Consider the following 25043-nt stretch of genomic DNA (forward strand, 5'->3'; position numbering starts at 1 on the left):
GTAGACCGCAAAAGCGACCATTAGAATCCAGGTTATCCATATACTAACAAGGCAATTCTGAAGCGAAGACTGAAATTCCTCCATAGCTCCACTTTCTTCTTCTAACCCTGTAAGCTGAAAAAAGAAAAAAACCGGATAAACGAGAACAAGCAGCAGAATAATCAAAAATATCCTGCCGGCTTTAGACTTTATTATATTGCTGGAAGTCTTTATGTTCTTTTTTGAAGAGTTCCTCATCACTTAAATTTTTGAAATATTCATAAGTTTTAGCGAAACCTTCTTTTCTTGAAACTACGGGAAACCAATCCAGAATTTCGTTGGCTTTAGTAATATCTGGTTTCCTTTGTGAAGGATCATCTTTTGGAAGCGGTTTATTAACCACCTTCTGATCGCTGCCGGTAAGTTCAAGAATTTCATGAGCCAATTGGTTTATGGTAATTTCTTTTGGATTCCCAATGTTTACAGGATAAACATAATCACTCATCAAAAGCTTATAAATCCCTTCTATCTGATCGTCTACATAGCAAAAAGAACGGGTCTGGCTCCCGTCGCCAAAAATTGTAAGATCTTCACCGCGCAAAGCCTGACCGATAAATGCCGGGATTACACGCCCGTCATTTAACCTCATCCTGGGACCATAGGTATTAAAAATACGTACAATTCTCGTATCCAGATCGTGAAAACGGTGATAAGCCATTGTAATAGATTCCATAAACCTTTTGGCCTCGTCGTAAACTCCGCGTGGGCCAATCGTATTCACATTGCCATAATACTCTTCGGTTTGAGGGTGAACCAGGGGATCTCCATAAACTTCTGAAGTAGAAGCTATAAGGATACGTGCTTTCTTTTCTTTTGCAAGACCAAGAAGATTGTGGGTGCCCATAGCCCCAACTTTTAAAGTCTGGATAGGTATTTTAAGGTAATCTATGGGACTGGCCGGCGAAGCAAAGTGGAGAATATAATCCAACTCGCCGGGCACATGTACAAAGGTGGTTACATCGTGATGATAAAACTGAAAATTCGGCAGGGCAAACAAGTGTTCGATATTCTTTAAATCACCTGTAATAAGGTTATCCATCGCCACAACATCAAAACCTTCCTTAATAAATCTATCACATAAATGCGACCCCAGGAAACCGGCGGCCCCTGTTATAAGTACTCTACCCATATGTTGTCTTTAAAAACCTGAAACTTTTAAACTTACCAGCTCCTGTTTAGTCTTTATTTACAAATTTATTGAAACGGCTTTTACTACCATCTTTCGTCTCTTCCTGATAAAGAAACTGCAGGTTGTTTTCATCAAAAATAGTGAAAAATTTATCCCAGGAAAGTTCTTCGAGGCTCTCCTCGGCTCCCCCCGGGAAATCTATTCTCAGGAGTCCGCCGGCTTTGCCGCTGTCACCTGTTCCTTTAACTATAGCAGGTTTTCCATCCCGCTCTTCAGCCCATTTTTGAATAGTTTTGTGATCTTTTGTTGTTTTTGAATCTTGAGTTGCCATAGTTCTTTGTTTTAATTGTTATTTCTTAGTTTTCTTTTCCACTTCTTTCTTCCAGTCCTTTCCTACTGCAGAAAGATATTCTGAAAAATTCCAGGTTTCGAGAGTGGATTTCAGTTTTTCATCTTTTTCAGCAATATATGTTTCATCTTCTGGCATTGCGGTTACTTTGAAGCCGCAACTTCTAAGCATCGAAATTATTCCCTGATGATTTGGCGCCCACCAATTGGTAGGGTCTCCTGCCAGTTTATTCTCGATAAATGCCATTTTTGGCCATGCATCAGATTTCATGATTTCCCTTTTGTGAAATTCCACATCTTCCGGCACTCCCATTTCTTCTTTTCCGGGAAGGGACAATGTTTGAAAAACCATCATCCTGGTAGTTTTCTGAGATAAAATATCCATTGCCAGAAGCGGATATCTTAAATGATAAAAAACTCCCATAAACCAAACCAGGTCAAACTTTTCTTCAGAATGGGCAAAATCATAAACCTGCATTTGCCTAAAAGTAATCTGATCTTCTAAACCAAATTGTTTTGCAGTCCATCGCGCCTGTTTAAGATAATGTTCATCAAGATCTATTCCTGTGACCTCTGCTCCTCTTTTCGCAAGTTCTACGGAATAAAATCCCGCATTGCAGCCAATGTCCAGCACCTTCCAACCGGTCAGATCTTCCGGAATAGCATCTTTTATATTCTTCCATTTAAATGCCGGAAAATCCCCCAAAAAATGATCTGTTGCCGTCTGATTTCCGTCAGGAAGATGAATATTATGGAACCAGGGTTCCAGTTGTTTTATTTCAGTTTCGGTTGACATTTTACTACTGTTTAAATTTTTGAAGTTTCAAGAGCCTCTACTACGTAAGTCTCCAGTTCTTTGGCCCGTGCTTTAGCGGTATGGTGTTTAAGAACTTTTTTTCTTGCATTTTCGCCAATTTGCCTTCTTTCTTCTTCTGTTATGGATTCAAAACATTGTTTTACATCTGCAGCACTTCCGGCAATCAAAATTTCTGTATTAACTTTAAAAATACTGTCTATCCCATTCCAGAAATCGGAAATTATGGGCACACCACACGCAGCGGCTTCGAACAAACGAACACTTGGCGAATATCCCGCCCTTATCATATCTTCCCGTGTTACGTTAAGTGTGTACTTCTGAGAATTGTAAAATCCACGATGCTGTGCAGGTGGCAAATGATCGATTCGCTGTACATTTGGCGACCATTTAAAATCTTCAGGATAATTTGGACCTGCAACCACAAAATTCTTCTGCGGAAATTGTGCCGCAGGTTTGTTCAGTAATTCGCTTACAGTTGGCTGACGATCTGGACTATAAGTTCCCAAATAGCCCATTTGCCATTTATTTTCTACATCTTCAGGATAATATAATTCGGGATCTACAGAGCAGTATAGAGCTTTAGCATTTGGCGAGTCGTAATGTTTCTCCAAATGATTAAGAATAGAACCACCGGAAAAAGACAAATACATATCGTATTTGCTGATAAGTTCCGGATCAAGATATTCAAAATCTTTCCGTTCCAGTTTTGCCAGGGTTACAGGTGTATCTATATCATAAAATGCGGTAATACCTTTTGCAGTGCTTATCGCCCAGTTTCCAACCTCAACGCCCTGCTGAACGTAAGAACCGACAATTACAACATCTGCATTGGCAACGTCCTCTTTATAATCTTCTTTTAATTCTTCGTTGGTTTTGTACAAGCCAAGCTTACAGAATTCAGGTTTAGGTAAGTCCCGGTTGTTGGCATAATACGGTACATCTTTTTCAAGAAAAAGAATATCATGGCCCAGAGCTTTAAGTTCCTTTAGCAAAGCCCTATAGGTTGTGGCGTGGCCATTTCCCCAGGAAGAAGTTACAGATAGTCCTATAATTACAAATCTCATATCCAGTTCTTTATATTAATCTAAAGATTTTGCTTCGCCGTACAATTTCCTTGATATTACCGACTCCAGGAGCGCTGCGCGATGCTCGTAGGTATGTTTTTCAAGAACTTTTTTATAAGCTGCTTCGCCTATTTTCTTCGCCCTTTCCGGAGTTAATTCTGAAATTACTTTTTTTACTTCTTCCCCGCTTTTTACTACTATTATTTCTTCATCGGGTTCAAAGAAAGTGGAAATCCCTTTCCAGTAATCGGTGATAATACAGGCTCCTGCCCCGGCGGCTTCAAAAATCCGGGTTGCCGGTGAAAATCCGTACTTAGCCATACTGTCCCGACTTATATTTAAAACCGCCATTGGTGTACAGTTAAAGGCATTATGATCTTTTGTATAGACGTGCCCCAAATAATCCACATTATCGGACATTTTTTTATCTCCCCAGCCGCTACCGCCAATCAGGAATTTATGATCGGGCAGTTCTTTTGCAGGTTTTATAAAGAATTCTTCTACCCGCTTTTCTCTGTCTGGTAACCGATTACCAAGAAAGGCCAGGCTTCCCTCAAATTTTGATTCAGGATCTACAGAAAAATGGGTATCGGTATCCAGCGCGTTATAAATCGGAATACATTTTTTTGCTCCGTTCTTTTCGTAAGCGTCAATAACCGGTTGCCCGCCGCCGTAAGTGAGTACAAAATCGTACTTCGGAATGAGGTCTCTAAAAGGATCATTTTCATCATTCTCTATCCTGTCCAACGTGGCGGGAGCATCTACATCCCAAAAAATGATGAGATTCTTCTTGCTTTTCATTTTTGCGACTTCGGACTCCAAAAAATCGTCGTAAGCACCTACGCCACTCGCTTTGATGATCACATCTGACTCTTCCTGAGCCTTCCGAAGTAATCCTCTTAAGCTGAGTTTATCCTTTTTATAAACAATTACATTGCACCAGTCGGGATCATCTATATCCCGATGTTCCTGCCGCTCGAAAATATCCGGTTCATAAAAAGTGACGTCGTGCCCCATTTTATGCAGTGCTTTTACGATCCCGCGGTAATAAGTTGCGGCACCGTTCCAGTAAGCAGAAACGATACTGGATCCAAAAAAGGCTATGTTGAGTTTATTTTCCATTGTTGATCTTCATTTCGTCCGCTAAAGGAGATTCAATTTCATCTATTATCTGCTCAAGTTCGTCTACTCTATGTGCACAGGTATGTTTTTCTAAAATAGTTTGTCTCCCATTTTCTGAAAGGCTTTGCGCCAGCTGGGCGCTTTTTAAAACTTCAGCTATTCTGTAGCTCATTGCGTTTCCATCTTTGGCCATGAGATAATCTTCACCCGGAATAAAGAGGTTTTCTGCATCTTCCCAGGGCGAGCAGATAAGCGGAATTCCACAGGCAAGCGCTTCGAACGGCCTAATCGTTGGAATTCCCGGCAACATCTCCACGTATGGCCTTCTGGGAACGTGTACAGTAACTTTGTACTTTGAAAAAACTTCCGGTACTTTATAATTTGGAAGCCAGCCACCATATTCAATTCCAGCATCTTTTAGTGCCTGCTGAGCTTTCTCGGGGTATCTTACGCCATACACCTTCGCTTTTATACCCAATTCTTTTACCGGCTCTATAAGAAATTCCATTAATTCCTCGGTACGTTCATTATCACCCCAGTTTCCAATCCATACCAAATCACCTTCTTTGTCTTCATTGCGATTTGGTTTAAAAAGATCTGCATCTGCAGCTTCATGCCAGGTCCACACCTGGTTTACCCATTTCTTCTCCTGATAAATTTTCCTAATTACTTCTCCAAAAACCAGAGCTCCATCATAACTACTGAAATCATATTTGGTTATGCTTTCTTCATCAGAAACCGCACGGTGATGGGTATCATGAAACAGAAGTTTGTAGCCATACTCCTTTTTCTTTTCACCGATTTCAGCAACCAGTTCGGGACTGTTCCACTCGTGCACAATTACCACATCTGCCTCACCTAAAATGTTCTGATAATTCAGCTTTTTCTGCGGATTATAAAATTGTGGATTTAAAGTTGGATAATATTTCCTGAACTCATCCAGTTTTTCTGCTCCATGATCTTTGATAAGATTGTTTAAACTCCATCCACCCTCCGGCTCATACACATCCACTTCATGCCCTCTTTTCCTTAGTTCCTTTACAATACCTCGGAGGAAATGAGCATTTCCGTGGTTCCAGTCAGAGTATAACGAATGATAAAACATCACAAAATTCATAAGCTTGGGGTTAATTGGTTAATATCAGTTTTTCTGGATACGATAAGTCGCTTATATAAAGCGGCATATTCTGAACCCATTTTTTGAAGATTATAAGCTTCAGACTGAGATTGGGCATTTTTAGCCATTGCTTCCCGGTATTCTTTATCTTCTATTAACTGAAGGATTTTTTTCTGTGTATCTTCAGGATTTTCAGGATCAAAGAAAGAAGCAGACGAAGACCAAAGCTCATTAAGTGTATCGATATCGCTTAAGGCAAGGGCACATCCTGCTTTGGCTGCTTCCAGAATTGCAAGTCCGAATGGCTCATATTTCGTGGGGCTGGCAAAAATAGATGCGCGCTGCATCATTTCCTTTACCTCTTCAGAAGATAATTCTCCAACAAAATGAACATTCTCAATATCCACTTCTGTACCGGTATTGGGATTTACATTGTTTCCGGCAATATATACCGGCCACGGCAGATTTTTGGCAATTCCCGACAGCGCCCTTAGGTTCTTAGCTTCGTCCCAAATTCTTCCCATACACAGAATAAAATTTTCTTTTTCTACATCTTTAGAAAAGCACATCTCTCTTCCGTTATGGATCACGTCCGTCGGTGATTTTACTTCGTGGACCCCGACTGCCTTTTCCAGAATTGCTTTTGTAGGACTCACCACCATATCTGAAGTATTCAATGAATCTTTTACCAGTGCTGTATATCGACTCCATGCAGAAGGTGCTGAAGTGCCTTTCACCGCCTGCCACCAGGTCTGTACACAGGAATGGTAAACAGTAACAATCGGGCAGGACCAGAAATTTTCTATCTGCGCATAATTGTTGAAATGGACAACGTCGGGATGTATTGTCTGATATATGGAAGCGATCCACTTATGCGCCTTCTCCAGGTCCTCCCAGGGATCCTGCATCCATTCTAATTTGTAATCACTTTTATACAGGACGATATTTGCCATTTTTGATGCCTCTTTTTCCTGCTCTGCTGTGGGCCACGCACCCATTGCGGCCAGATGAACTTCTATATCATGTTTATTTAGTGCTTTGCATAGTTCCAGCGAATAGGTCCATACACCGCCGACCGTATCTGTAGTCATTAATATTTTCATCTTACTATCTTCCATAAATACGGTCAATTATTTCACTGGTTTTTATAAATTCTTCTGCTGATTTCCGGTCAAAATCCTGTCCAGAAGAAAGAGCATCTGCCCAAACTACCCCGGCACGACCACTCCAGTCATCCGGAGGTGTTACAAGAGTTTCTGTTTGCGTTCCTTTGTATTTTTCTGCTTTAAAATCATAAAAAGATCCATTTACATTTTTAAAAGCAGCCCCACCTTTGGTTCCATAGAAACGCGCTTCAATTACAGCTTCTTGTCCTGCGGAAAGGTTCCAGGAACATTGCAGATTTATGGTGGTATCTTTTTCTGAAGTCATGGCAACACTGGCAAAATCTTCCACATGCTCGTTACAAGAAGTTAATTTTTTTCCGTGCTTATAAAGGTTACTTCTCACCTCATTTATTTCCGGAAAATTGAGCGTCCAAAGTGCAAGATCAATTAAATGAATTCCAAGATCCATGACACAACCCCCGCCAGATTTTTTGATATCATAAAACCATTCCTTATCCGGACCGTACGCATTGTGAAAAACAAGATCAGCAGCATAAATTTCGCCAATTTCACCATTCTGAATTACATCGTAAACTGCCCTAAATGCTTTTGTATACCTGTAAGATAAATCTACCGCAAGAAGTTTATTGGCTTTTTCGGCCACCTCCACCACTTCTGAAACTTCAGAAGCAGTGCGTCCTAAAGGCTTCTGACAAAAAACCGATTTTCCAGCTTTTAATGCTTCAATGGATTGCTGCGCATGCATCGCACTGGGAGTAGCAATTACAATCCCGTCTAAATCACCATTTTCATAAAGTTCTGAAGGTGAATTGGCAATTATCGCGTTTGTTGCACTCTTCAATGCTTCGTCGGCATTATCTTTTGATGGTTCTGCTATGGCAAGCGCTTCAGCATTAGAATCTTTTAGAAGAACTTCCATCCTGTTCCTGCCAATCCAGCCAACGCCGATAAAGCCAAGAGCAAGTGTTTTATTAAGGTTTTCAGTTGGTAAAGTTGTAATCATTTTGATTTTTAGTTGGTTAGTTTTTTACTGCGGATTTAATACCAGCGCTTTAATAAATCCGTCCGGTCTTTCAGTTAGATTCCTGTAGGCACTTTCCATTTCATCGAGTGAAAACATATGAGTGAAAAGAGGAAAAGGATCCATTTCCTTCTTCTGAATAGCCACAACTGCGGCTTTTATTCCGTCGACATATTTCTGAGGATCACGTTCGTGAGCACTTATCATGTCTATCCCGCGCCAGTTCAGCATTTGCACATTTAAACTGCGCATCCCGTCCTGGTGAAATCCTGCGACAATGAGCTTCCCTCTTTCGCCGGTGAGTTCTATAGAAAGGTTTAGTGGCCATTCTTTTCCGGTAGCTTCCACTACACGTTCACAGAAATTTCCACCTGTTAATTCCTTAACCCGCTCAATAATTTTATAGTGATCATCCATCTTAACGGTCTCATCTGCCCCGGCTTCTTTAGCCGCATCAAGCGAAAATTGCCTTCTGGAGATCGCGATAATTTTTGCTCCTTTGGATTTTGCCAACTGTATTAAAAGCAACCCTAAAAAACCGCAACCAACAATCGCTACAGTCTGTCCGCTCTTGATATCTGCCCTGAAAAAAATATTCATGGCACAACCAAGAGGTTCACCGGGAAACGGTTTATTATCAAGGAAGTCCGGTAATTTCACAAGATTTTCCGGTTTGGCAATATCATAAGTAGCGTAAGCATTATAGGTTAAGCCTGTAACTCTTTCTCCTACCGCAAATCCTTTCACATCTTCTCCCACAGCGTCTATAATCCCCCAGCCTTCATGCCCCGGATTTCCTTTTTCTACCGGATAGGCGAACCAGTCTCGCCCTTCCCAAACGGGAATATTGGAGGCGCATACTCCGCTTCCCTGCAATTTTATTCTGACTTCTTCTTTGCCTGGTTCTGGTTTGTCAGATTCTTTAACAACCACTTTGCCGGGGCTTTCGACTATGGCAGCTTTATATATTTCTTCCTCTTCAGGAAGTGATCCTATTTCCTGTAGTGTTCTGGTCATTCTCATAGAGCCATTGCTTTAGCTGATGATCTTGGATTATCTTTTAATTGAATATTTCTGGTTTTGCACAGCCATTGGAGTAATTCTTCCATTCCTGCATCTACAGAATGCTTTGGTGACCAACCAGTGGCCTGCTGAAATTTAGAAGTATCAGATACATAATAAAGCTGATCACCTGTTCTCCAGTCTTCAAAAGAAATATCCATTTCTTTTCCCGCTTTTTCCTTTATAAGGTTCAGAATCTCAATAAGGCTAACAGTATTTTTTGGTCCCCCTCCAATATTGTACACTTCACCTGATATCTTGTCGATATTTTTCCTTGCCAGTACAAAAGCATCCACCAGGTCTTCAACAAAAAGTATATCGCGAACCTGTTTTCCATTTCCATAGATCACTACAGGATGATCTTCCAGCGCGCTGATTAGAAAGTGAGCAACCCAGCCCTGATCTTCTGTCCCAAACTGATGTGGACCATAAATACAACTCATCCTGAAAACTGCGGTTTTTAATCCGTAGGAGCGCGAGTAGTCCAGGATATATTGATCTGCACCACCCTTCGAGCAACCGTAAGGACTATGAAAATCCAGTGCTCTGTCTTCGCTTATACCATTTTCTTCTATTGTTTTATCTGAAGGATAATACCTGGTTTCATTAGGTTTCATCTCAAGATCGTTGAGATTACCATAAACCTTGTTGGTAGAAGTAAAAAGAAGCGGTGGCTGATGTTCAGATTTTCGGATGGTTTCCAAAAGATCAAATGTCCCCTGAAGGTTAACCTGAAAATCCAGCAGAGGATTAGTGAGGGATGTAGTAACGGCGACCTGTGAAGAGAAGTGGTAAACCTCTGAGGCGTTCCTGACACTCTCTTCGAGTATTCTCTTTTCCCGGATATCTGCAATCTGGATAATAAGTTGATCTCCATATTTCTCCTGGAGCCACTGGAGGTTCTTTTCAACACCTTCCCTAAAAAGGCTGTCATAGATCATTACCTTTTTCCCTGCACTCAGCAATCTTGCAGCAAGATTTGTCCCCACAAAACCGGCTCCTCCCGTTATAAGACTGTACTGCTCTTCGTCTTTAAGAACATATTGTTTCCGGATATAGGAATGATTTTGAATATTCTCTATTCCACCATTTTCCAAAAGTTTGTACAGTAACTTCTTTGTACCGTCTGTCTTTTTTAATCCGAAGAAATATTCCCGTTCATCCAAATGCAAACCTCCCACCGTTGGGTTTTTAGGATGTAGGTCTTTTAAACTGTACCAATATACCCTATCTGCTGAAGTATTTATTACTTTCTTAAATTCCTCATACTGCTTTACCTCATCATTTTGCCATGTAGAAAATCCCACCTCCGAAATCCAAAGTTCTTTTTCAAGATCAAAGCGTTTAAGAACCCGCTTTACCTGCTTGATATTCTCTTCCCATCCTTCCCATTGCTGATCAAAAACATGTGGAAAACCGTGAATACCAATAGCATCAATATTTTCCAAAGTTCCATTTTCAGCCATCATATGCAGCCAGTTTGGATCTATAGGGCTCATCCCGCCAAGCAAGGTTTTTTTACCTTTCTCTTTGGCCCAATAAGATGCCATGTCTATCATTTTTGAAAACTTGTGCCACGAATAATCCATTGTGAAGTCGTACTCCACTTTGTTATTCGGCTCGTTCCATAATTCTACCCAATCAAAATATTCTCCGTATTTATTGATCATCAGATCCAGAAAATCTGCATATGATTTTAAATACTTTGGAGGCGAAGAAGTTTTTGCTGTTTCTCCCAAAGAAGGTGGGGTATACAGGAAACAAGGAAGAATTTCTACGTGTTTGCCAAGTTCGGCAAAAAGCCAGTCATACCATTCTTCTGTCCCTTCTACATACCAATCTGCCCAGGAAACTCCTGTGCGCAAATGGGTGATCCCTAAATTTTTAAGATCCTTTATAGTATTTTCTACCTCCTGGTATTCTCCCGGCCTAAACCATTCAAGAATACCAATTACAGGAGTATTGCTTTTATTCTCATTTTGCATAGCGGGTCGGTTTAAACGGTTAATCCTCTGGAAGAAAGTTCATTACTTGCCTTGCCCACATTATCTATGGCAATCTGGCCCTTCAACCATTCTGCAAGTTCAAAAAGACCATCTTCAAATTTCATCTGAGGCTCAAAACCTAAAATTCTCTTTGTTTTATCTGTATCTGCAAAGCAGTGGCGAATATCCCCTATCCTGTATTTTCCGGTAATTTCGGGAGAGATATCCTTACCCATTACTCCCGCCAGCTTATCAGCAATATGGGTTATCGTATACTGGTTACCACTACCTATATTCAGAACTTCACCATTGGCTTCAGATTTTTCCATTGCCAATCTGCAAGCCCTTGTGACATCCTTAACATGAATAAAATCCCTCTTTTGTAAACCATCCTCAAAAATCATAGGTGCATTATCATTCAGCAGTCTCGAAGCAAATATGGCGAGAACTCCCGTGTATGGATTCGATAAGGCCTGCCTGGTTCCGTAAACATTGAAGAATCTCAACGCGGTAGTGGGAATATTATATGCCTTCCCTGTTATAAGGCTTAATCGCTCCTGATCGTATTTTGATAAGGCATAGACAGAAGCCAGATTTGGTTTTTTCTCTTCGGGAGTAGCAATTGGTTCCAGCTCCTCTCCATCTTTATACATCTCCCAGCGATCTTCCTTTAAGTCTGAAAGTTTCCTTTCACACTCCATTTCCATGTTGCCATTAGAATCTTTATATAAGCCTTCCCCATAAATGCTCATACTGGAAGCCACTACAAGTTTTTCTACGGGATGATTTATAAGTGCTTCAAGAAGAGTTGCAGTTCCCAGGTTGTTCACCGCAGTATAGTCCCTTATCTGGTACATACTTTGCCCCACTCCCACCATTGCGGCAAGATGGAAAATAGCGTGGACGCCATCGAGCGCTTTTTCAACTGCTTCTTTATCTCTAACATCTCCTACCAGAAGTTCTACTTTCGGGTTTAGGTAAGAAGGTTTTTTCCTCTCTTTTCCATGAACCTGTTCAGAAAGATTATCCAGTACCCTCACCTGATATCCCTCATTTAAGAGTTCATCGGCCAGGTGAGAACCAATAAATCCTGCTCCTCCGGTAATTAAAATTCTCTTATTCATTTAAGCTGTTTTTGATTAATTAGAAATTTTGTTTAAGAGGTCTGGTTATAATTTTATTTATACTTCTGTTATTTTTTCTACTGATTGCGTAAAAAACATCTTCGGCTAAATCTTCTGGTGAAATAAATCCCATATCCAGTCCCTCCACACTCGTGTGTCCGGAAATTTGATTTTTAAAAAACTTAGTATCTGTTATTCCGGGGCTTATTACTGTCACATTTATATACGGAATGGTTTCCAACCTAAGGGTTTCAGCAATTACTTCAAGAGCAGTTTTTGAGGCACTGTAGATTCCTCCCGAAGGGTGTGGCTGGTTAGCTGAAACTGATGAAATAAAAACAACATTGCCTTCTCCTTTTTCCAACATTGCAGGAACAAATGCCCTAATGCAGCGCAAGGCACCCATGAAATTAGTGTCCATCACTTTTTGCCATTTTTCAGGATCCCCTTCTGTTAAAGATTCCCGGATACCAATTCCTGCGTTGATTACCAGAATATCTGGATTTCCTATAGTCTCGGTGGTATAGTTAAAAAGATGATCTATATCTGAAGACCTGGTAACATCTGTACTACAGAAAAAGATATTCTCATCCCGTTTTTTAGTATTATCAACATCGGCTATAACTGTTTTAAAATTTTCTTCGGAAAATTTTTTCGCTATGGCACGACCAATCCCGTTAGTCCCGCCGGTTATTAATGCTTTCCTTGAAATATTTCCAGTCTGCATTCACAATTTTTTCTAATTACTGGGCTACGCCCGATCAAATTTTGAGTTGCAAAAAGTGTTTTACGAACTCTGGACTAATGGTGAATAAACTGAGTCTGGGGTACTCTGTTTTATTAACCTTCTATGACAACCAAATTTATAGCAGATGATTACTAAATACTCCTAAAGACGGCATAAACATTTCTTAATATAAGTAATTGTTATAGAAATGGTTTTAAGAGGAAATATTCAGAGTAGACGGTAGCTGCAGAAGTCATAGCTCCTTTTTTGCTTGTTAAATAGCTGTTAATACACGCCGTAAAAACTGTAATTTTGGATCAAAACAACTAAAAAACGGCTGCCAGGCAGCCGTTCCATTCTGCGTAGAACAATCGCTGTTTATGGTGTTAGTACCACTTTAATACATCCGTCTTTTTTCTCTTTAAAAGTTTTATAAGCCTCTGGAGCTTCATCCAGTTTTAGTCTATGGGTAATTATAAATGACGGATCGATTAAACCCTTTTCTACCTTCTCGAGAAGTGGTTTAAGGTAACGTTATACAGCGGTTTCCATTTTAAATGTAAAGTCCTTATTCATTGCAGCTCTAAAAGGAACTTCATTTAATATTCCTATATATACTCCGGGAATAGAAACAGTACCTGCTTTTTTACAGCTTATCATTATTTGTTGTAGAACATATGGTCTTGACATAGGTAACTGCATTACCTCTTTTGTCTTGTCTATTACCTTACCAATATGGAATCACCATGAGCTTCAGCCCCTACTGCATCTACACAGCAATCCGGTCCTTTCCCATTGGTCATTTCCCTTGGTTTAATAAATATCCTTTTTCTTCCGTAGGCCGGTTAAACTTTGTCCTCATTCCGCACCCACTTCCCATGATCTGGAACTGCAACTTCATCAAAGTTATTGCTAAGCTTTTCCAGCCCTTCCCTCAGTTCTTCTCCTTCTACCGCCTCACCATGCCCCGTAACGGCAACTTCAGGTTTCAGGGCCTCAAGCTTTTGAACAGATTCACGACTATGCTCCCAGTTAGTGGTGAGATACACCGGTGGCCCATTTATTTCTGTTTTCTGAACAAGTACCTTGTAAAAAGAGTCCTGCTTAACAGTAACAAAAGCATCTGCTGCAATTAAGGTCCTGTCGCTTTCCCTGAAAAGTGCTATCTGGCCCGGAGCATGCCCCGGGACGTGAATCCATCTCCATTCTGGTAACTCCGGCACCTCTCCATCTTCAGGCAATTCCTTTAGAGCACATTTTATATTTATTGGCTCATGCGGATAAACTGAAGATATTTTTGCCAGTAATCCGCCTTCTACAGAGGTATCGGGTTCAGGATATTTTTTCTCTCCTGTTAAGTACAAGGTCTCCAAATGGTGTGCATAAACCGGACAATTCCATTCATTTATTAAGTGCACTATTCCGCCGACATGGTCAAAATGCCCATGAGTCAGAATAATAGCTGCAGGTTTATTACCTTTCCCAAACCGTTTTTCGGCTACTTCCTGTATTTCAGGACCAGATTTTGGCATTCCTGCATCTATCAGGATCCAGTCTTTGCTACCCGGTTTACCAATCATTATTACATTTACAACCTGATTGGTATAGTAGTAAACGTCACTTCTCACTTCACTTCCCTTTCCACTTCTAAAAGAAGTCATAGGAATAAATTTGTCATCATCACTCTGCTTCATATCCTCCTTCATATTTTGTTGCTTATTCTATAATTTTTTTCGGCAGTGCATTATAAGCGGGACCTTCTATAACCTCTCCAGAGGTGTCAAATCTGCTACCGTGGCAGGGGCAATCCCAGCTCTCTTCTGCGTTGTTCCAATGAACCATGCAGGCCATATGGGTGCATAATGCCGAAACAATTTTGAATTCTCCGTTCGGTTCTCTGTAGACAGCGACTTTCTCTCCGTCTCTTGTAATTATAGCAGCCTCACCTGGTGGAATTTCCATCAAATCCTTATCATCTCCTTTAAAGCTAAGATCCTTTAAGAACTCTCCTGCAACGTTTACATTTTCCTTTACGAATTTTTTAGCAGATTTAGCGGGTTGGTGTCGTGCAGCCTCATATAAATCCTCGAAGCGATTAAATTTATCTTCAACTTTATCTGCAATTATATTCGCCGAAAGTGTTCCGTAGATAAGTCCGTCTGTAGAAAAACCTGTAGCGATAAACTCCCGGGAGTTCTTGGTTTTTCTACCTATAAATGGTAGGAGATCTGCAGGCTTATAATTTTGTCCACCCCAGGTATGGGTAATCTGCCCCACAATAAACTGCTCCTGTATAAAGGCAACAAGATCCTCTACATGCTTTTGGTTGTTTTCTGCCTGGCCCACTTTGTGCGGACTTCCAACAGCAATTAAATAATTCTCATCACCACGACTGTAGGACCTTATAGAATATTTCTGATCTTTATAATATCCCCAAAATATTCCCTGCGGATGAGATGTCGATTCAAGTTTTGCCGCGACTCCATATTCTCTGTAGGGTCCTAACGTGGTATGGTACTGCAACTCCAGACCTTTTGGAGTATGGGTAGCGTGTACTGCATATTTTGCGGCAACAATTGCTTCAGATGTATTTACCAGCACCCTGTCTTTTTGCTCCTCTACAGAACGTACTGCGGTATTTTCGTAAATCGAACATTTTTCTTTATCAATAGATGCTGCCAGTCCCAGAACATACAATAACGGATTAAATTGCGCCTGATGATCAAACTTGATTCCGTTGTCCTGTTCAAACGGAAAATCTTCTGCAAGCTCTGTAAATGCTAAATTGATTTCTTTCGCAGCTTTGATCTCCTCAAGGATTTTAATGTTATTGACATCTTCATATAAAAAAAGAGGTTGTCTGCTAAAGTCACAGTCAATACCAAATTTTTCCACATTCTCCTCAATTTTCTCCAATGCAGCTTTTCTGGATTCGATGACCCTAATCACCACATCCTTGTTGTACTTAGATTTTAAAGAGGATAAAAGTTCATCAATAATAATATAAAGGTTTCCTGTACTATGCCCGGTGGTGCCGTGACCCACACTCCTTGCTTCCAGAACAGCTACTGTATAGCCTCTTTCTGTTAACACCTGCGCAGTAGTAATTCCGGTAATGCCTCCGCCAATTATCGCCACATCAACAGCAATATCTTTATTGAGTTTTGGATACTTTTCAGGATCTGTAGCAAAAGAACTCCATAATGATTTTTTTAACATGTAATATTCTTTTTTTGGTTGGAATTACAATGGCCTGTGCCAAAAAATGAGACAGGCCAGTAATAATATTTGTTTTTTTAACAGACCTGGATTAAGTCTTTATTTTGGTATTAAATTCAAATGGAGAAGGCTCAAGCGCTCCTTCAATATCTTCGTAAACCCTTATTCCCATGCACTTAATTTCCCTAAGCCACGATTTTGTTTTGTTCTTCTGAAATGTTAGAACCTCCCTTAAACCGCTTTCACTTATATGAGAAAGAGCATAATTGTATAATAGCACGTTTCTTTTCTCTCTTCTATAGCACTCTTTAATAAGACCATGCCTTTCATGCCGGGAAGTTTTAAGTAAAGGAATAGTTTTTTCTTCTGAAGGGGCTTTTGAAAAAACCGGTATGGAATCTTGTAGTAATTCCTTTTCTGTCCTTTCAATTTCCTGCTGAAGTTTAGCAGCAAAATTTTCTTTCTGATTGGAAAGGTTTAGAAAAAATGACTTTATCAACAACCTATCTGCATGTTGAGTGATTTGCTGATAATCTTTCTGATGAGCAAGATTCTTGTACTTCAGGGATCTTAGAATTCTTAAATTTTTTTCGCGGGAGTTCATGGCTTTTATTTAAAGGTGTTTTTGTGATTTAAATGGTGGGGAAATGCATTCTTCAGTAGTTCAAGTTAATAACGAAATGGTTTGAATTAGTTTGATTTAACTTTTTTAACCTCATTGAAGGAACTCCCGTTCTTTTGGCACAACGTTTCTTCTGAAACAAAAAAGCTCAAAGCCTTAAATACTTAGTGGGTTTACAGCATTTACTAATAAAAAAAGCGGCTTTTTGTACCCATAATTAAAAAGTTAATTTTTGTTAAAAATCTTCACTTGTTGTCGGCTTATGTTCAACATGATAGCTTTCCACACAACATAAGTTACGTTGTGGATTGGCAGAAAAAAAGCCTGCTTTCACAGGCGTTTTATACAATTATGTATCAGGATTTTATTTTGCCTCTTTATTAAGACGTCCTTCTGCCAGTTCATTTAGCTTTTGATCAGCTCCATATTCCTGGTCTAAAGTTTTCTTTAATTTTTTTGCAATATCATCATGGCCTAATTCTTTGGCATACCGCACAGCTGTGCCATATCCTGAAATTTCGTAATGTTCAACGCGTTGTGCTTCGGCTACTAATCCCGCATCTTTTACATCTTCCTCTGCATCTTCCTTAATAAACTCTTCAGCTTCTTTAATAAGTCCCTTCATAGCTTTACACTCTTCTCCGGTAGGCTTGATCCCAAGCTCATCACAAATTTCCTTAATACGTTTCTGATGTTCTTTGGTTTCTTCCAAATGGCTTTCAAAAGCTTTCTTCAATTTAGAATCTTTGGCAGTTTTCGCCATTTTTGGCAAAGCTTCAATTAACTGACTTTCCGCACTATACAGGTCTTTTAGTTGGTGTTCAAATAAATCTTTTAGATTTTTCATAACTATTTATTTAATTATTGCTTACAGAGTAAAATTAGCTACGATTAACTCCCGTATCAGTTAAATGCTTAATAATACTTTGTTGTAATTGTATTAAATTACACTTATACTAGAAATTTCTTCGGAAGAAAAAGTTCTGCAGTTAAATTTCCTTTCTTCTATAGTAGGGAAATCCCGCGGAAGAATCAAGTTCATTTCTTTACAGAACAACATATAAATAATATCTTTCAACTTCTGAATTTCCCCTGGAATTAAGCTGAAAATTATATGAAAATCCTTCATACTGCCGACTGGCATATTGGTAAAAAACTCCATAAACATGAACTTTTCACAGACTTTGAACTTTTTGTCGAGTGGCTGACGAATTGCATTGAAGAAAATAAAGTTGATGTCCTGTTGGTTTCCGGTGACGTTTTTGATCTCGCCAATCCCTCTTCCGAAGCACGTAAACAATATTATAGAGCCTTAATGCAACTGCGGAAACTGGACTGCAAAATTATCCTTACCGGCGGCAACCACGATTCCCCGGCAATGTTGGATGCGCCAAAGGAAATCCTGAAGGAGCTGGATATGCACGTAATTGGCGGTTTACCTGAAAATCTTGAGGACGCAATTATTCCTGTTTCCGGAAAAAACGGTAAAACAGAAATGGTAATCGCTGCCCTGCCCTATTTGCGCGATTCTGATTTACGCAGCGCCAACGACGGCCATTCTTATAATGACAGGCTTGAGGCCATCAGAAGAGGAATTCAGCGGACATTTAATCTGGCAGCCGATATTTGCCAAAAAAAGCACCCGGCTGTTCCGGCGCTCGCCATGGGGCATTTGTTTGCTGCAGGTTCAGAAACTTCAGAAAGTGAAAGGGATATCCAGATTGGGAATCAGGCGGCTTTTAATGCGCTTCAGTTTGGGGATTATTTCAGCTATATTGCTTTGGGACACATCCATAAACCGCAAAAAGTTTCTGCTGCCGTGCCTACCTATTACAGCGGTTCGCCTCTTCAGCTTTCCTTCAGCGAAAGAAAAGATGATAAACGCGTGTTGCTTATAGATACTGATAAAAACTGGCTTCCGGAGAATATTCCTGTTCCGTCTTTCCGAAAATTGCTGAAAATTAGCGGCAGCATTGAAGAGTTACAATTAAAACTTGGCGCACTTGAAAAGCATAATCACCTGGATTCTTTAATTGAAATAGAACTGAAGGAAGAGCATTACGACGCTACAAAAATCTATTTACTCGACGAACTGGTTACCAATTTCAAAACTCCGGGTTACGAAATTGTAAAACACCGGGCAACCTTCCAAAATCAGGTAAAATCTGCCGGTGATCTTTACAAAAATTCTCAGCAGCTCGAAGATTTAAAGCCAAAAGAGGTTTTTTCAAAACTCATAAATGAGCATCACTATGACGAAGAAACCAGGAACGAAATTCTTGCCGCGTTTGATGAACTTTTGGAAGAAGTTGAAAATAGCGAAAACGATTAAAAATGAAGATCCTAAAAATAGAATTTCAGAATATAAATTCACTTAAAGGCGAACATAAAATTGACTTTACCGCTGCTCCTTTTACCGCCAGTTCGTTGTTCGCGATCACCGGCCCAACAGGTAGTGGAAAAAGTACCATTTTAGATGTAATTTCCCTCGCATTATTTAACCAGGTGCCGAGATTGGGCAAGATCACCAAAAATGAAATTATCGCCAAAGGAGCAATTCTTACCCGCAACCAAAAGGAAGCTTTTGCGCGTGTCACTTACCAGAGTAAAAGTGGGGAATTCAGCTCCCTCTGGAGTATTTCTACTGCAAGAACCGGGAATCTTCGGGAATATGATATGCAGCTAAGCAATGCGGAAACCGGAGAAATTATCGACCTAAAAAAATCTGAAGTTCCGGCGAAAAATGAAGATTTAATCGGGCTCAATTATAACCAGTTTATAAAGTCAGTTTTGCTGGCGCAGGGCGAATTTGCACAGTTTCTAAAGGCAAAGAAAGAAGAACGTGGGGAATTACTGGAGAAAATTACCGGCACCGGAATTTACCGAAAACTGGGAATAAAAGCATTTGAAAAAAACCGTGCCGTAAACCAAGATATCCAGGAACAGCAGAATGAAATAAAGATTATTCAGCAGAAGTTGCTTAAGGAAGAAATCCTGAAAAACCATCAGGAACAGTTTCAGGAGAAAACGAGTGCCTGCGAGAATTTTCAGAAGGAAATTGAGGCTTTAAATAAGGCATTAGAGCTAAAAGGCAATATTGAAAGTCAGAAAAAGGAAATTAGAAAGTTAGAATTTCAGAAAAGTGAAGCTTTAGAGAAGCTAAAAACCTTTGAAAAAGAACACGGTTTTCCTTTAAAGCAACACGAAAAAGTCCAGGATTTTTCTGATGATTTAAGGAGCTGGAATCAGCTTAAAAAAGAGATTCTGAATCTCCAGGAGGAAATTAAAAACATTAAAAAGAAGAAGCAGGAAAATTCAGAAAAAGCCAATGCTCTAAAAAGACAAGTATCGACCTTTATTCATACTGAAGTCAATACTGAAGATCTTCCTGAAAAACTGCAGGCATTTACGAGGAAAATTCAAGGGTTACAGGAGCAAAAAAAGGAAAAACTAAGTGCATATTCTTATCAGAAGTCTCAGTTTTTATCAGAATTAAGAGAAGTTCCGTTTCAGCTCAATGAAAAGGATCTTCCGGAAAGTTTACAGCAATTAAAAGAGCTAAAATTTGAAGCTGATCGAAAATTGGCAAATTTGAGTGACGACCTTAAAACACTGGACCTTCAGAATCCTCAGAAAGAAAAGGAAAATATTCAAAAGCACTTAAAACTGGCCCGTGAAGCAACACGAGATTTCTTCAGGATAGAAAAAATTTCAGAAGAAATAGAAAAACTGACTGCTGAGAAAGAAGTCATTACTCCAAAGCTTGATACTCTTCCGGAAGAGATAGAGAAAGCAGAAAACACTTCAGAAAAGTATAAAAATCGGCTTGAAAATCTCAATTTAAAGAAGGAAAACCAGCTATTGCGGGCAAGTTTGGAAGAACACCGATTAAATTTAAAAAATGGAGAAGCCTGTCCGCTCTGTGGTGCTCTCGAACATCCTTATGCACAGGATTTACCCGAAAAAGATGATTCTCTGGACAGGGAAATTGGCAAAATTCAGCATGAATTGCAGGAATGGAACCGGAAACTGAATAATGCGAGCCTTAATTTTAAAAATCTGCAGGAACGTTTGCAGGAGCTGGATAAAAATCTTCAAGATGCCGAAAAAAAGGCTGGTCATCAAAAATTGCAATTTTCGGAAAAGTATGCAATGCTTCCTAAAGCTGAAACCAGTACAGAATGGGAAAACAACTGCAACTCTTATGAAAATCAGCTCCAACAGCTTGAGCAGTACGAAAAATGGCAAAAAACAACGTCGGCCATTTCTGCCGGGATTCCTGCCCTGGGAAAACTTCAGGAAATATTGGAAGAAGGAAAAGAACTGAAGCAAAAACTGGACGAATTGTATAAAGGAGACGATATTTTTCGGGACAGTCAGCAGTTTCAAAATCGCTGGATAAGTAACCAGGAAGAAAAGAAAGCTTTAGTTTCAAAACATGAAGAACTTGAGAAAACTTCCGAAGAAAAAGCGGCTGTAAAGTCAAAAACAGAAGAAAATCTTTCCGGAAAAAGCGCAGAACAAGGTTTTGCAGCTATTGAAGATGCTTTTAAAGCAGTAATGACAGATTCAGAATGTAATGCGTTGCGTTCTAAACGGGAAACGATTCAGAAGCAAATAGATAATTCTGTTGCCTCTCTAAAAATTCTCAATCAACAGCTGGAAACTTCAGAAAAACTGGATGTAGAGAAGGAAAAGTCGATTTTACTGGAGGAGCTGGAAGATCAAAAAGTAAAGTTTCAGAATATAAGTGACGAGTGCAAAGAAATTCACTGGATTATCAAAAATCATGATGAAAACCTGGAGCGTCTAAGAGAATTAAAGTCCGAAATTGCTGAAAAAGAGAAACAGACCAAAAGGTGGCGTTTACTGAATGAGCTAATAGGTGATTCGAAAGGTAAAAATTTCAACGATTTCGCCCAGGATTTAAGTCTAAGTCAGTTACTGCAGCTGGCCAACGTACGCCTTAAAGACCTCAGCGACCGTTACCACATCGATAAACCCGAAGAAGAGGAAGACGATGGACTCGTTGCTATTGACGAACATATGGGCGGGCAGCGACGTTCGGTAAAAACACTTTCAGGAGGAGAAACTTTTATCCTGAGCCTTTCTATGGCTTTGGCGCTTTCTGACCTTGCTTCTAAAAATGTGGAAATAAACAGCCTGTTTATCGATGAAGGTTTTGGAACGCTCGATCCTGAAACGCTCGATCAAACACTCGATACTTTGGAAAAACTGCAGGCGGAATCTTCAAAAACTATCGGAATAATTAGTCATGTGGATTCGCTAAAAGAACGAATTGCCACTCAAATCAAATTAACCCGAAACGGACAGGGATATAGTAGTTTGGAGGTGAATTAGTTGGTAGGCTGTAGACCATAGTCGATAGAAAAAAGATATTTTAAATTTTGAAATCTGAATTTTGAATGTTCTTTTTCCTTTTTCGCTCTTTAACTCTTCCCTTTCCGGACCTCGAATGCACGAATAATTCTCAAGAATAGTTTCCAGCAGATCCCGCAGATAAGCGCAGAAACCCCGCAATGCACTTTTGTAGCTCGCCTTCATACTTTTAACTTCGAATTCCCCCTTCACTCTTTTCCTCTTTGGCTATTTTTAATCTTTTTCTCTCTGTTCTTTCTTCTTACTTCAGAATTTAAAATTCATCATTCAAAATTATATTTATTCCGCGGGAAGTACATAATAGTAGATAGAAATAAAGTGGCAAAACGTTCCGAATAGCACGAACATGTGAAATATTGCATGGTTAAATTTTATCCTGTCCAGGCTAAAAAGTACTGCACCAATAGTATATGAAATTCCGCCGGCGACGAGCCACATTAGTCCGTTAAAGCTAAGGTTTTCTACCAATGGTTTTACGGCAAAAACGATGATCCAGCCCATTACCACATACATAATTGTAGAAAGGGTCTGGTATTTTCCGGTGAAAAAAAACTTAAGTATAATTCCCGCCAAAGCCATTCCCCAAACCACACCAAAGATAATCCAGCCGGATGTTCCCTGTAAGGTAACCAGTGCAAAAGGCGTGTAAGTCCCTGCAATAAGTACGTAAATGGCAGAGTGGTCGAGGATATTAAGTCTTACCCGTAGCCTGTGTTTTTTTGCGCTGTGATAGAGCGTGGAAGCTGCATACAAAAGCACCATACTTGCTCCAAAAATAAGGATACTTACCAAATGAACGGTTTCTCCGTAATCGTCGGCGCGCAGGATTAGAAGCACTAATCCAAAGATGCTTAATCCAAAACCGAAGGCATGGGAAATCACATTCAGTTTCTCCTCGAAAGGCGGATAAGTGTTCGGGTTCTGATCCACAGCAAAAAAGTTTAAACGATCTTCAGAATAAATTTATCGCATATTCTGAAGATTGTCAACCTCTTTTGCTTAAAGATAACATTTAATAAAGCACCCTGAATTTAATTGTGCCTTCTATGCCTTTTAATTCCTTAATCACATCGGCATCGTAAGCCTTGTCAATATCTGTAATCACGTAACCCACAGTCTCGTTGGTCTTAAGATACTGCCCAACAATGTTAATGTCGTTTGCAGCAAGAATCTTATTGATATGCGCGATAATGCCCGGTTTATTATGATGAATATGAATAAGCCTGTGTGCATTTTCAAGACTTGGCAACTGCAGGTTAGGGAAGTTAACAGAATTTGTTGTTCCACCGGTATTGATGTAATCGATGATTTTTCCCGGAACAAAATTTCCGATATTTTCCTGAGCTTCCTGTGTACTACCGCCAATATGCGGAGTTAAAATAACATTTGGCAATCCGCGCAGTTCAGATTCAAATTCTTCATTGTTCGTTTTTGGCTCCTTCGGAAATACATCTATTCCCGCTCCTTTAATTTTTCCTGAAGAAATATGCTTCTTAAGAGCTTTCACATCAACAACCTGCCCCCTACTCAAATTAAGAAGAATAGAACCTTCTTGCATTTGCTGAAATTGCTCTTCTCCTATAAGATTTTGATTTGCTGCTCTTCCGTCTACATGAAGCGTGACAATTTCTGCAGTTTCCAGAAGTTCCTGAAGGCTGCTGCATTTAGTGGCATTTCCCAAAGCAAGTCTTTCTACAAGATCATAATAATAAACATCAAAACCTATTGCCTCTGCCACAACAGAAAGTTGAGCTCCAATATTTCCGTAGCCAACAATTCCCAGCTTTTTACCACGAATTTCATAACTTCCGGAAGCGGATTTATTCCATTTTCCCTGGTGCATTTCAGCAATACGATCTGGAAGATTTCGCATAAGAAGGATAATCTCACCAATTGCCAACTCTACAACAGATCTCGTGTTACTGTAAGGAGCGTTAAAAACGGCAACTCCCTTTTTAAGACATTCCTCCAGGTCTATCTGGTTGGTCCCAATACAAAAAGCACCAACTGCAATAAGACGTTGTGCATTATCCAGCACCTTTTTGGTAAGTTGAGTTTTGGAACGGATTCCCAAAACAGAAACGTCCTTAATTTTTTCAGCTAATTCATCTTCATCCATTCCCCCGGCATACGTCGAGACATTGTAACCTTCTTTTTTCATGATGGCTACAGCATCTTCATGCACGTTTTCAAGAAGTAAAACTTTAATTCGGTTTTTAGGGTAAGAAATAGCTTTATTCATTTTATGTAGATATAAAAATTCATCAAGACTCGGGGTAATATGATCTGCCTTTGCAGTCACTTTTTCCCGCGAAACGTTTTCAGTAAATGCGTAAAATTTATTGGCAAGACCTGCCGCTTTTATTTCATAATCTGTGTATCCATCGCCAATCACATACACATCACCCTTAAGCTCCAGTGCTTTTAACTGCTCCACTTTACCGTTATTGGAAGAGAGCACATTGTCTTTATCAAAACCTATAATTTTACCCTCGTCATCAAATACAAAACTGTTGGCAAATACATTTTCCTCTTTTATCCCATATTGGGAAACGATAGGTACAATAAATTCCTTAAAACCATTCGAAAGAATAAAGATGTGATCTTTGTTTTCCTGGAAAAAATCTTCATTTCGTACAAAAGAAGAAGAAACTTTTCCTTTTAGGCTTTCAATAAGCGGTTCAAGATGGCTTTTCTCTGCCTGCAGTAATTCGAGACGTTTCTGGATAGATTCCCTTAGGGATAAACCTCCCTCCATTCCTCTGTCAGTTAACGATTTTAGATCAGCAAGGAGCTGCTCACGGTTTGGCTTTCCCGACAATGAAATTTCACCTAAAATATCCAGGGCTTCAACCTGGGTAAATGTACTGTCAAAATCTATTACGTAATTCCTATTGTTTTCCATGCAGAATACTCTCTTCAGGTTTTAATAATAAGCCCCAAAACTAAGATTTTTAGCGCATTTATAAGCACTTCAGAAAATTATATCTGCAGCTTTTATCGTTTTTACACAAATTAGAGAAAATCGTTAAATACATTTAAATTTAAATGCACTAATAAGGATATGAATTATGAAAAAGATAAGTTTTAAAGTAAATTTGTTGCTTTTAATAAACTAAT

The 25043-nt window shown here is 39.6% G+C and carries 21 protein-coding genes; 2 read left to right on the plus strand and 19 right to left on the minus strand.

What is annotated here, in order from left to right:
* Positions 1–181 precede the first annotated feature (181 nt).
* From RM545_RS00005 to RM545_RS00085, 17 genes are all read right to left on the minus strand, one after another.
* Positions 182–1168, minus strand: coding sequence for a UDP-glucuronic acid decarboxylase family protein (locus RM545_RS00005; RefSeq protein WP_311493210.1), 987 nt, complete (start codon positions 1166–1168; stop codon positions 182–184).
* Between the two features lie 46 nt (positions 1169–1214).
* Positions 1215–1499, minus strand: coding sequence for a hypothetical protein (locus tag RM545_RS00010; RefSeq protein WP_311493211.1), 285 nt, complete (start codon positions 1497–1499; stop codon positions 1215–1217).
* A gap of 18 nt (positions 1500–1517) precedes the next feature.
* Positions 1518–2312, minus strand: a complete 795-nt coding sequence (locus RM545_RS00015; RefSeq protein WP_311493212.1) for a TIGR04290 family methyltransferase — start codon at positions 2310–2312, stop codon at positions 1518–1520.
* 11 nt (positions 2313–2323) lie between these two features.
* Positions 2324–3397, minus strand: a complete 1074-nt coding sequence (locus RM545_RS00020) for a CgeB family protein (protein WP_311493213.1) — start codon at positions 3395–3397, stop codon at positions 2324–2326.
* Positions 3398–3412: 15 nt separating this feature from the next.
* The gene (locus RM545_RS00025) at positions 3413–4519 is read right to left on the minus strand and encodes a CgeB family protein (RefSeq protein WP_311493214.1); all 1107 of its coding nucleotides are present in this window, start codon (positions 4517–4519) and stop codon (positions 3413–3415) included.
* Positions 4509–5636, minus strand: coding sequence for a CgeB family protein (locus tag RM545_RS00030; protein ID WP_311493215.1), 1128 nt, complete (start codon positions 5634–5636; stop codon positions 4509–4511). The genes RM545_RS00025 and RM545_RS00030 overlap by 11 nt, the downstream gene beginning before the upstream one ends.
* A complete protein-coding gene (locus RM545_RS00035; RefSeq protein ID WP_311493216.1) occupies positions 5633–6754 on the minus strand; it encodes a glycosyltransferase family 4 protein in 1122 nt (373 codons plus the stop codon). Before RM545_RS00035 ends, RM545_RS00030 begins: the two co-directional genes overlap by 4 nt.
* Positions 6744–7766, minus strand: a complete 1023-nt coding sequence (locus RM545_RS00040) for a Gfo/Idh/MocA family protein (protein ID WP_311493217.1) — start codon at positions 7764–7766, stop codon at positions 6744–6746. The genes RM545_RS00035 and RM545_RS00040 overlap by 11 nt, the downstream gene beginning before the upstream one ends.
* A gap of 24 nt (positions 7767–7790) precedes the next feature.
* Entirely contained in the window at positions 7791–8807 is a 1017-nt protein-coding gene (locus RM545_RS00045) for a zinc-binding dehydrogenase (protein ID WP_311493218.1), read from the minus strand.
* Positions 8804–10831 carry a GDP-mannose 4,6-dehydratase gene (locus RM545_RS00050; protein WP_311493219.1) on the minus strand — a complete coding sequence of 676 codons (2028 nt, stop codon included), beginning with the start codon at positions 10829–10831 and terminating at the stop codon, positions 8804–8806. Before RM545_RS00050 ends, RM545_RS00045 begins: the two co-directional genes overlap by 4 nt.
* Positions 10832–10842: 11 nt before the next feature.
* Positions 10843–11955, minus strand: coding sequence for an SDR family NAD(P)-dependent oxidoreductase (locus RM545_RS00055; protein ID WP_311493220.1), 1113 nt, complete (start codon positions 11953–11955; stop codon positions 10843–10845).
* Between the two features lie 19 nt (positions 11956–11974).
* Positions 11975–12682: an SDR family oxidoreductase gene (locus RM545_RS00060; protein WP_311493221.1), complete on the minus strand. Its 708-nt coding sequence runs from the start codon at positions 12680–12682 to the stop codon at positions 11975–11977.
* 534 nt (positions 12683–13216) lie between these two features.
* Positions 13217–13384 (minus strand): hypothetical protein, encoded by a 168-nt coding sequence (locus tag RM545_RS00065; protein ID WP_311493222.1) that lies wholly within the window; start codon positions 13382–13384, stop codon positions 13217–13219.
* Between the two features lie 143 nt (positions 13385–13527).
* Positions 13528–14388, minus strand: coding sequence for an MBL fold metallo-hydrolase (locus tag RM545_RS00070; protein WP_311493223.1), 861 nt, complete (start codon positions 14386–14388; stop codon positions 13528–13530).
* A 10-nt stretch (positions 14389–14398) separates the two neighbouring features.
* The gene (locus RM545_RS00075; protein WP_311493224.1) at positions 14399–15901 is read right to left on the minus strand and encodes an FAD-dependent oxidoreductase; all 1503 of its coding nucleotides are present in this window, start codon (positions 15899–15901) and stop codon (positions 14399–14401) included.
* Between the two features lie 91 nt (positions 15902–15992).
* Complete coding sequence (locus tag RM545_RS00080) at positions 15993–16505, minus strand: hypothetical protein (RefSeq protein ID WP_311493225.1); 513 nt, start codon at positions 16503–16505, stop codon at positions 15993–15995.
* 382 nt (positions 16506–16887) lie between these two features.
* Positions 16888–17370 carry a YciE/YciF ferroxidase family protein gene (locus tag RM545_RS00085; RefSeq protein WP_311493226.1) on the minus strand — a complete coding sequence of 161 codons (483 nt, stop codon included), beginning with the start codon at positions 17368–17370 and terminating at the stop codon, positions 16888–16890.
* A gap of 267 nt (positions 17371–17637) precedes the next feature.
* Between RM545_RS00085 and RM545_RS00090 the strand changes: the two genes are divergently transcribed.
* Together RM545_RS00090 and RM545_RS00095 are read left to right on the plus strand one after the other, a co-directional pair.
* Positions 17638–18855, plus strand: a complete 1218-nt coding sequence (locus tag RM545_RS00090; protein ID WP_311493227.1) for an exonuclease SbcCD subunit D C-terminal domain-containing protein — start codon at positions 17638–17640, stop codon at positions 18853–18855.
* A 2-nt stretch (positions 18856–18857) separates the two neighbouring features.
* Positions 18858–21884 carry an AAA family ATPase gene (locus tag RM545_RS00095; RefSeq protein ID WP_311493228.1) on the plus strand — a complete coding sequence of 1009 codons (3027 nt, stop codon included), beginning with the start codon at positions 18858–18860 and terminating at the stop codon, positions 21882–21884.
* Between the two features lie 318 nt (positions 21885–22202).
* On the opposite strand, the gene trhA is transcribed toward RM545_RS00095, so the two are convergent.
* Together trhA and serA are read right to left on the minus strand one after the other, a co-directional pair.
* Positions 22203–22853: a PAQR family membrane homeostasis protein TrhA gene (gene trhA, locus RM545_RS00100; protein WP_311493229.1), complete on the minus strand. Its 651-nt coding sequence runs from the start codon at positions 22851–22853 to the stop codon at positions 22203–22205.
* A gap of 82 nt (positions 22854–22935) precedes the next feature.
* A complete protein-coding gene (serA, locus tag RM545_RS00105) occupies positions 22936–24828 on the minus strand; it encodes a phosphoglycerate dehydrogenase (protein WP_311493230.1) in 1893 nt (630 codons plus the stop codon).
* Between the last annotated feature and the right edge of the window lie 215 nt (positions 24829–25043).

The organism is Autumnicola lenta, assembly GCF_031846515.1.
In the GTDB taxonomy this organism is placed as follows: domain Bacteria; phylum Bacteroidota; class Bacteroidia; order Flavobacteriales; family Flavobacteriaceae; genus Autumnicola; species Autumnicola lenta.

What these genes read in the sequence shown, in the direction of transcription:
- RM545_RS00085 (WP_311493226.1), bottom strand. Translation starts at nt 17,370, where the DNA reads ATGAAAAATCTAAAAGATTTATTTGAACACCAACTAAAAGACCTGTAT.
- RM545_RS00040 (WP_311493217.1), bottom strand. Translation starts at nt 7,766, where the DNA reads ATGATTACAACTTTACCAACTGAAAACCTTAATAAAACACTTGCTCTT.
- RM545_RS00095 (WP_311493228.1), top strand. Translation starts at nt 18,858, where the DNA reads ATGAAGATCCTAAAAATAGAATTTCAGAATATAAATTCACTTAAAGGC.
- RM545_RS00030 (WP_311493215.1), bottom strand. Translation starts at nt 5,636, where the DNA reads ATGAATTTTGTGATGTTTTATCATTCGTTATACTCTGACTGGAACCAC.
- RM545_RS00035 (WP_311493216.1), bottom strand. Translation starts at nt 6,754, where the DNA reads ATGGAAGATAGTAAGATGAAAATATTAATGACTACAGATACGGTCGGC.
- RM545_RS00090 (WP_311493227.1), top strand. Translation starts at nt 17,638, where the DNA reads ATGAAAATCCTTCATACTGCCGACTGGCATATTGGTAAAAAACTCCAT.
- RM545_RS00045 (WP_311493218.1), bottom strand. Translation starts at nt 8,807, where the DNA reads ATGAGAATGACCAGAACACTACAGGAAATAGGATCACTTCCTGAAGAG.
- RM545_RS00055 (WP_311493220.1), bottom strand. Translation starts at nt 11,955, where the DNA reads ATGAATAAGAGAATTTTAATTACCGGAGGAGCAGGATTTATTGGTTCT.
- RM545_RS00060 (WP_311493221.1), bottom strand. Translation starts at nt 12,682, where the DNA reads ATGCAGACTGGAAATATTTCAAGGAAAGCATTAATAACCGGCGGGACT.
- RM545_RS00020 (WP_311493213.1), bottom strand. Translation starts at nt 3,397, where the DNA reads ATGAGATTTGTAATTATAGGACTATCTGTAACTTCTTCCTGGGGAAAT.
- RM545_RS00050 (WP_311493219.1), bottom strand. Translation starts at nt 10,831, where the DNA reads ATGCAAAATGAGAATAAAAGCAATACTCCTGTAATTGGTATTCTTGAA.
- RM545_RS00070 (WP_311493223.1), bottom strand. Translation starts at nt 14,388, where the DNA reads ATGAAGGAGGATATGAAGCAGAGTGATGATGACAAATTTATTCCTATG.
- RM545_RS00080 (WP_311493225.1), bottom strand. Translation starts at nt 16,505, where the DNA reads ATGAACTCCCGCGAAAAAAATTTAAGAATTCTAAGATCCCTGAAGTAC.
- RM545_RS00005 (WP_311493210.1), bottom strand. Translation starts at nt 1,168, where the DNA reads ATGGGTAGAGTACTTATAACAGGGGCCGCCGGTTTCCTGGGGTCGCAT.
- RM545_RS00025 (WP_311493214.1), bottom strand. Translation starts at nt 4,519, where the DNA reads ATGGAAAATAAACTCAACATAGCCTTTTTTGGATCCAGTATCGTTTCT.
- RM545_RS00075 (WP_311493224.1), bottom strand. Translation starts at nt 15,901, where the DNA reads ATGTTAAAAAAATCATTATGGAGTTCTTTTGCTACAGATCCTGAAAAG.
- RM545_RS00015 (WP_311493212.1), bottom strand. Translation starts at nt 2,312, where the DNA reads ATGTCAACCGAAACTGAAATAAAACAACTGGAACCCTGGTTCCATAAT.
- RM545_RS00010 (WP_311493211.1), bottom strand. Translation starts at nt 1,499, where the DNA reads ATGGCAACTCAAGATTCAAAAACAACAAAAGATCACAAAACTATTCAA.
- serA (WP_311493230.1), bottom strand. Translation starts at nt 24,828, where the DNA reads ATGGAAAACAATAGGAATTACGTAATAGATTTTGACAGTACATTTACC.
- RM545_RS00065 (WP_311493222.1), bottom strand. Translation starts at nt 13,384, where the DNA reads ATGCAGTTACCTATGTCAAGACCATATGTTCTACAACAAATAATGATA.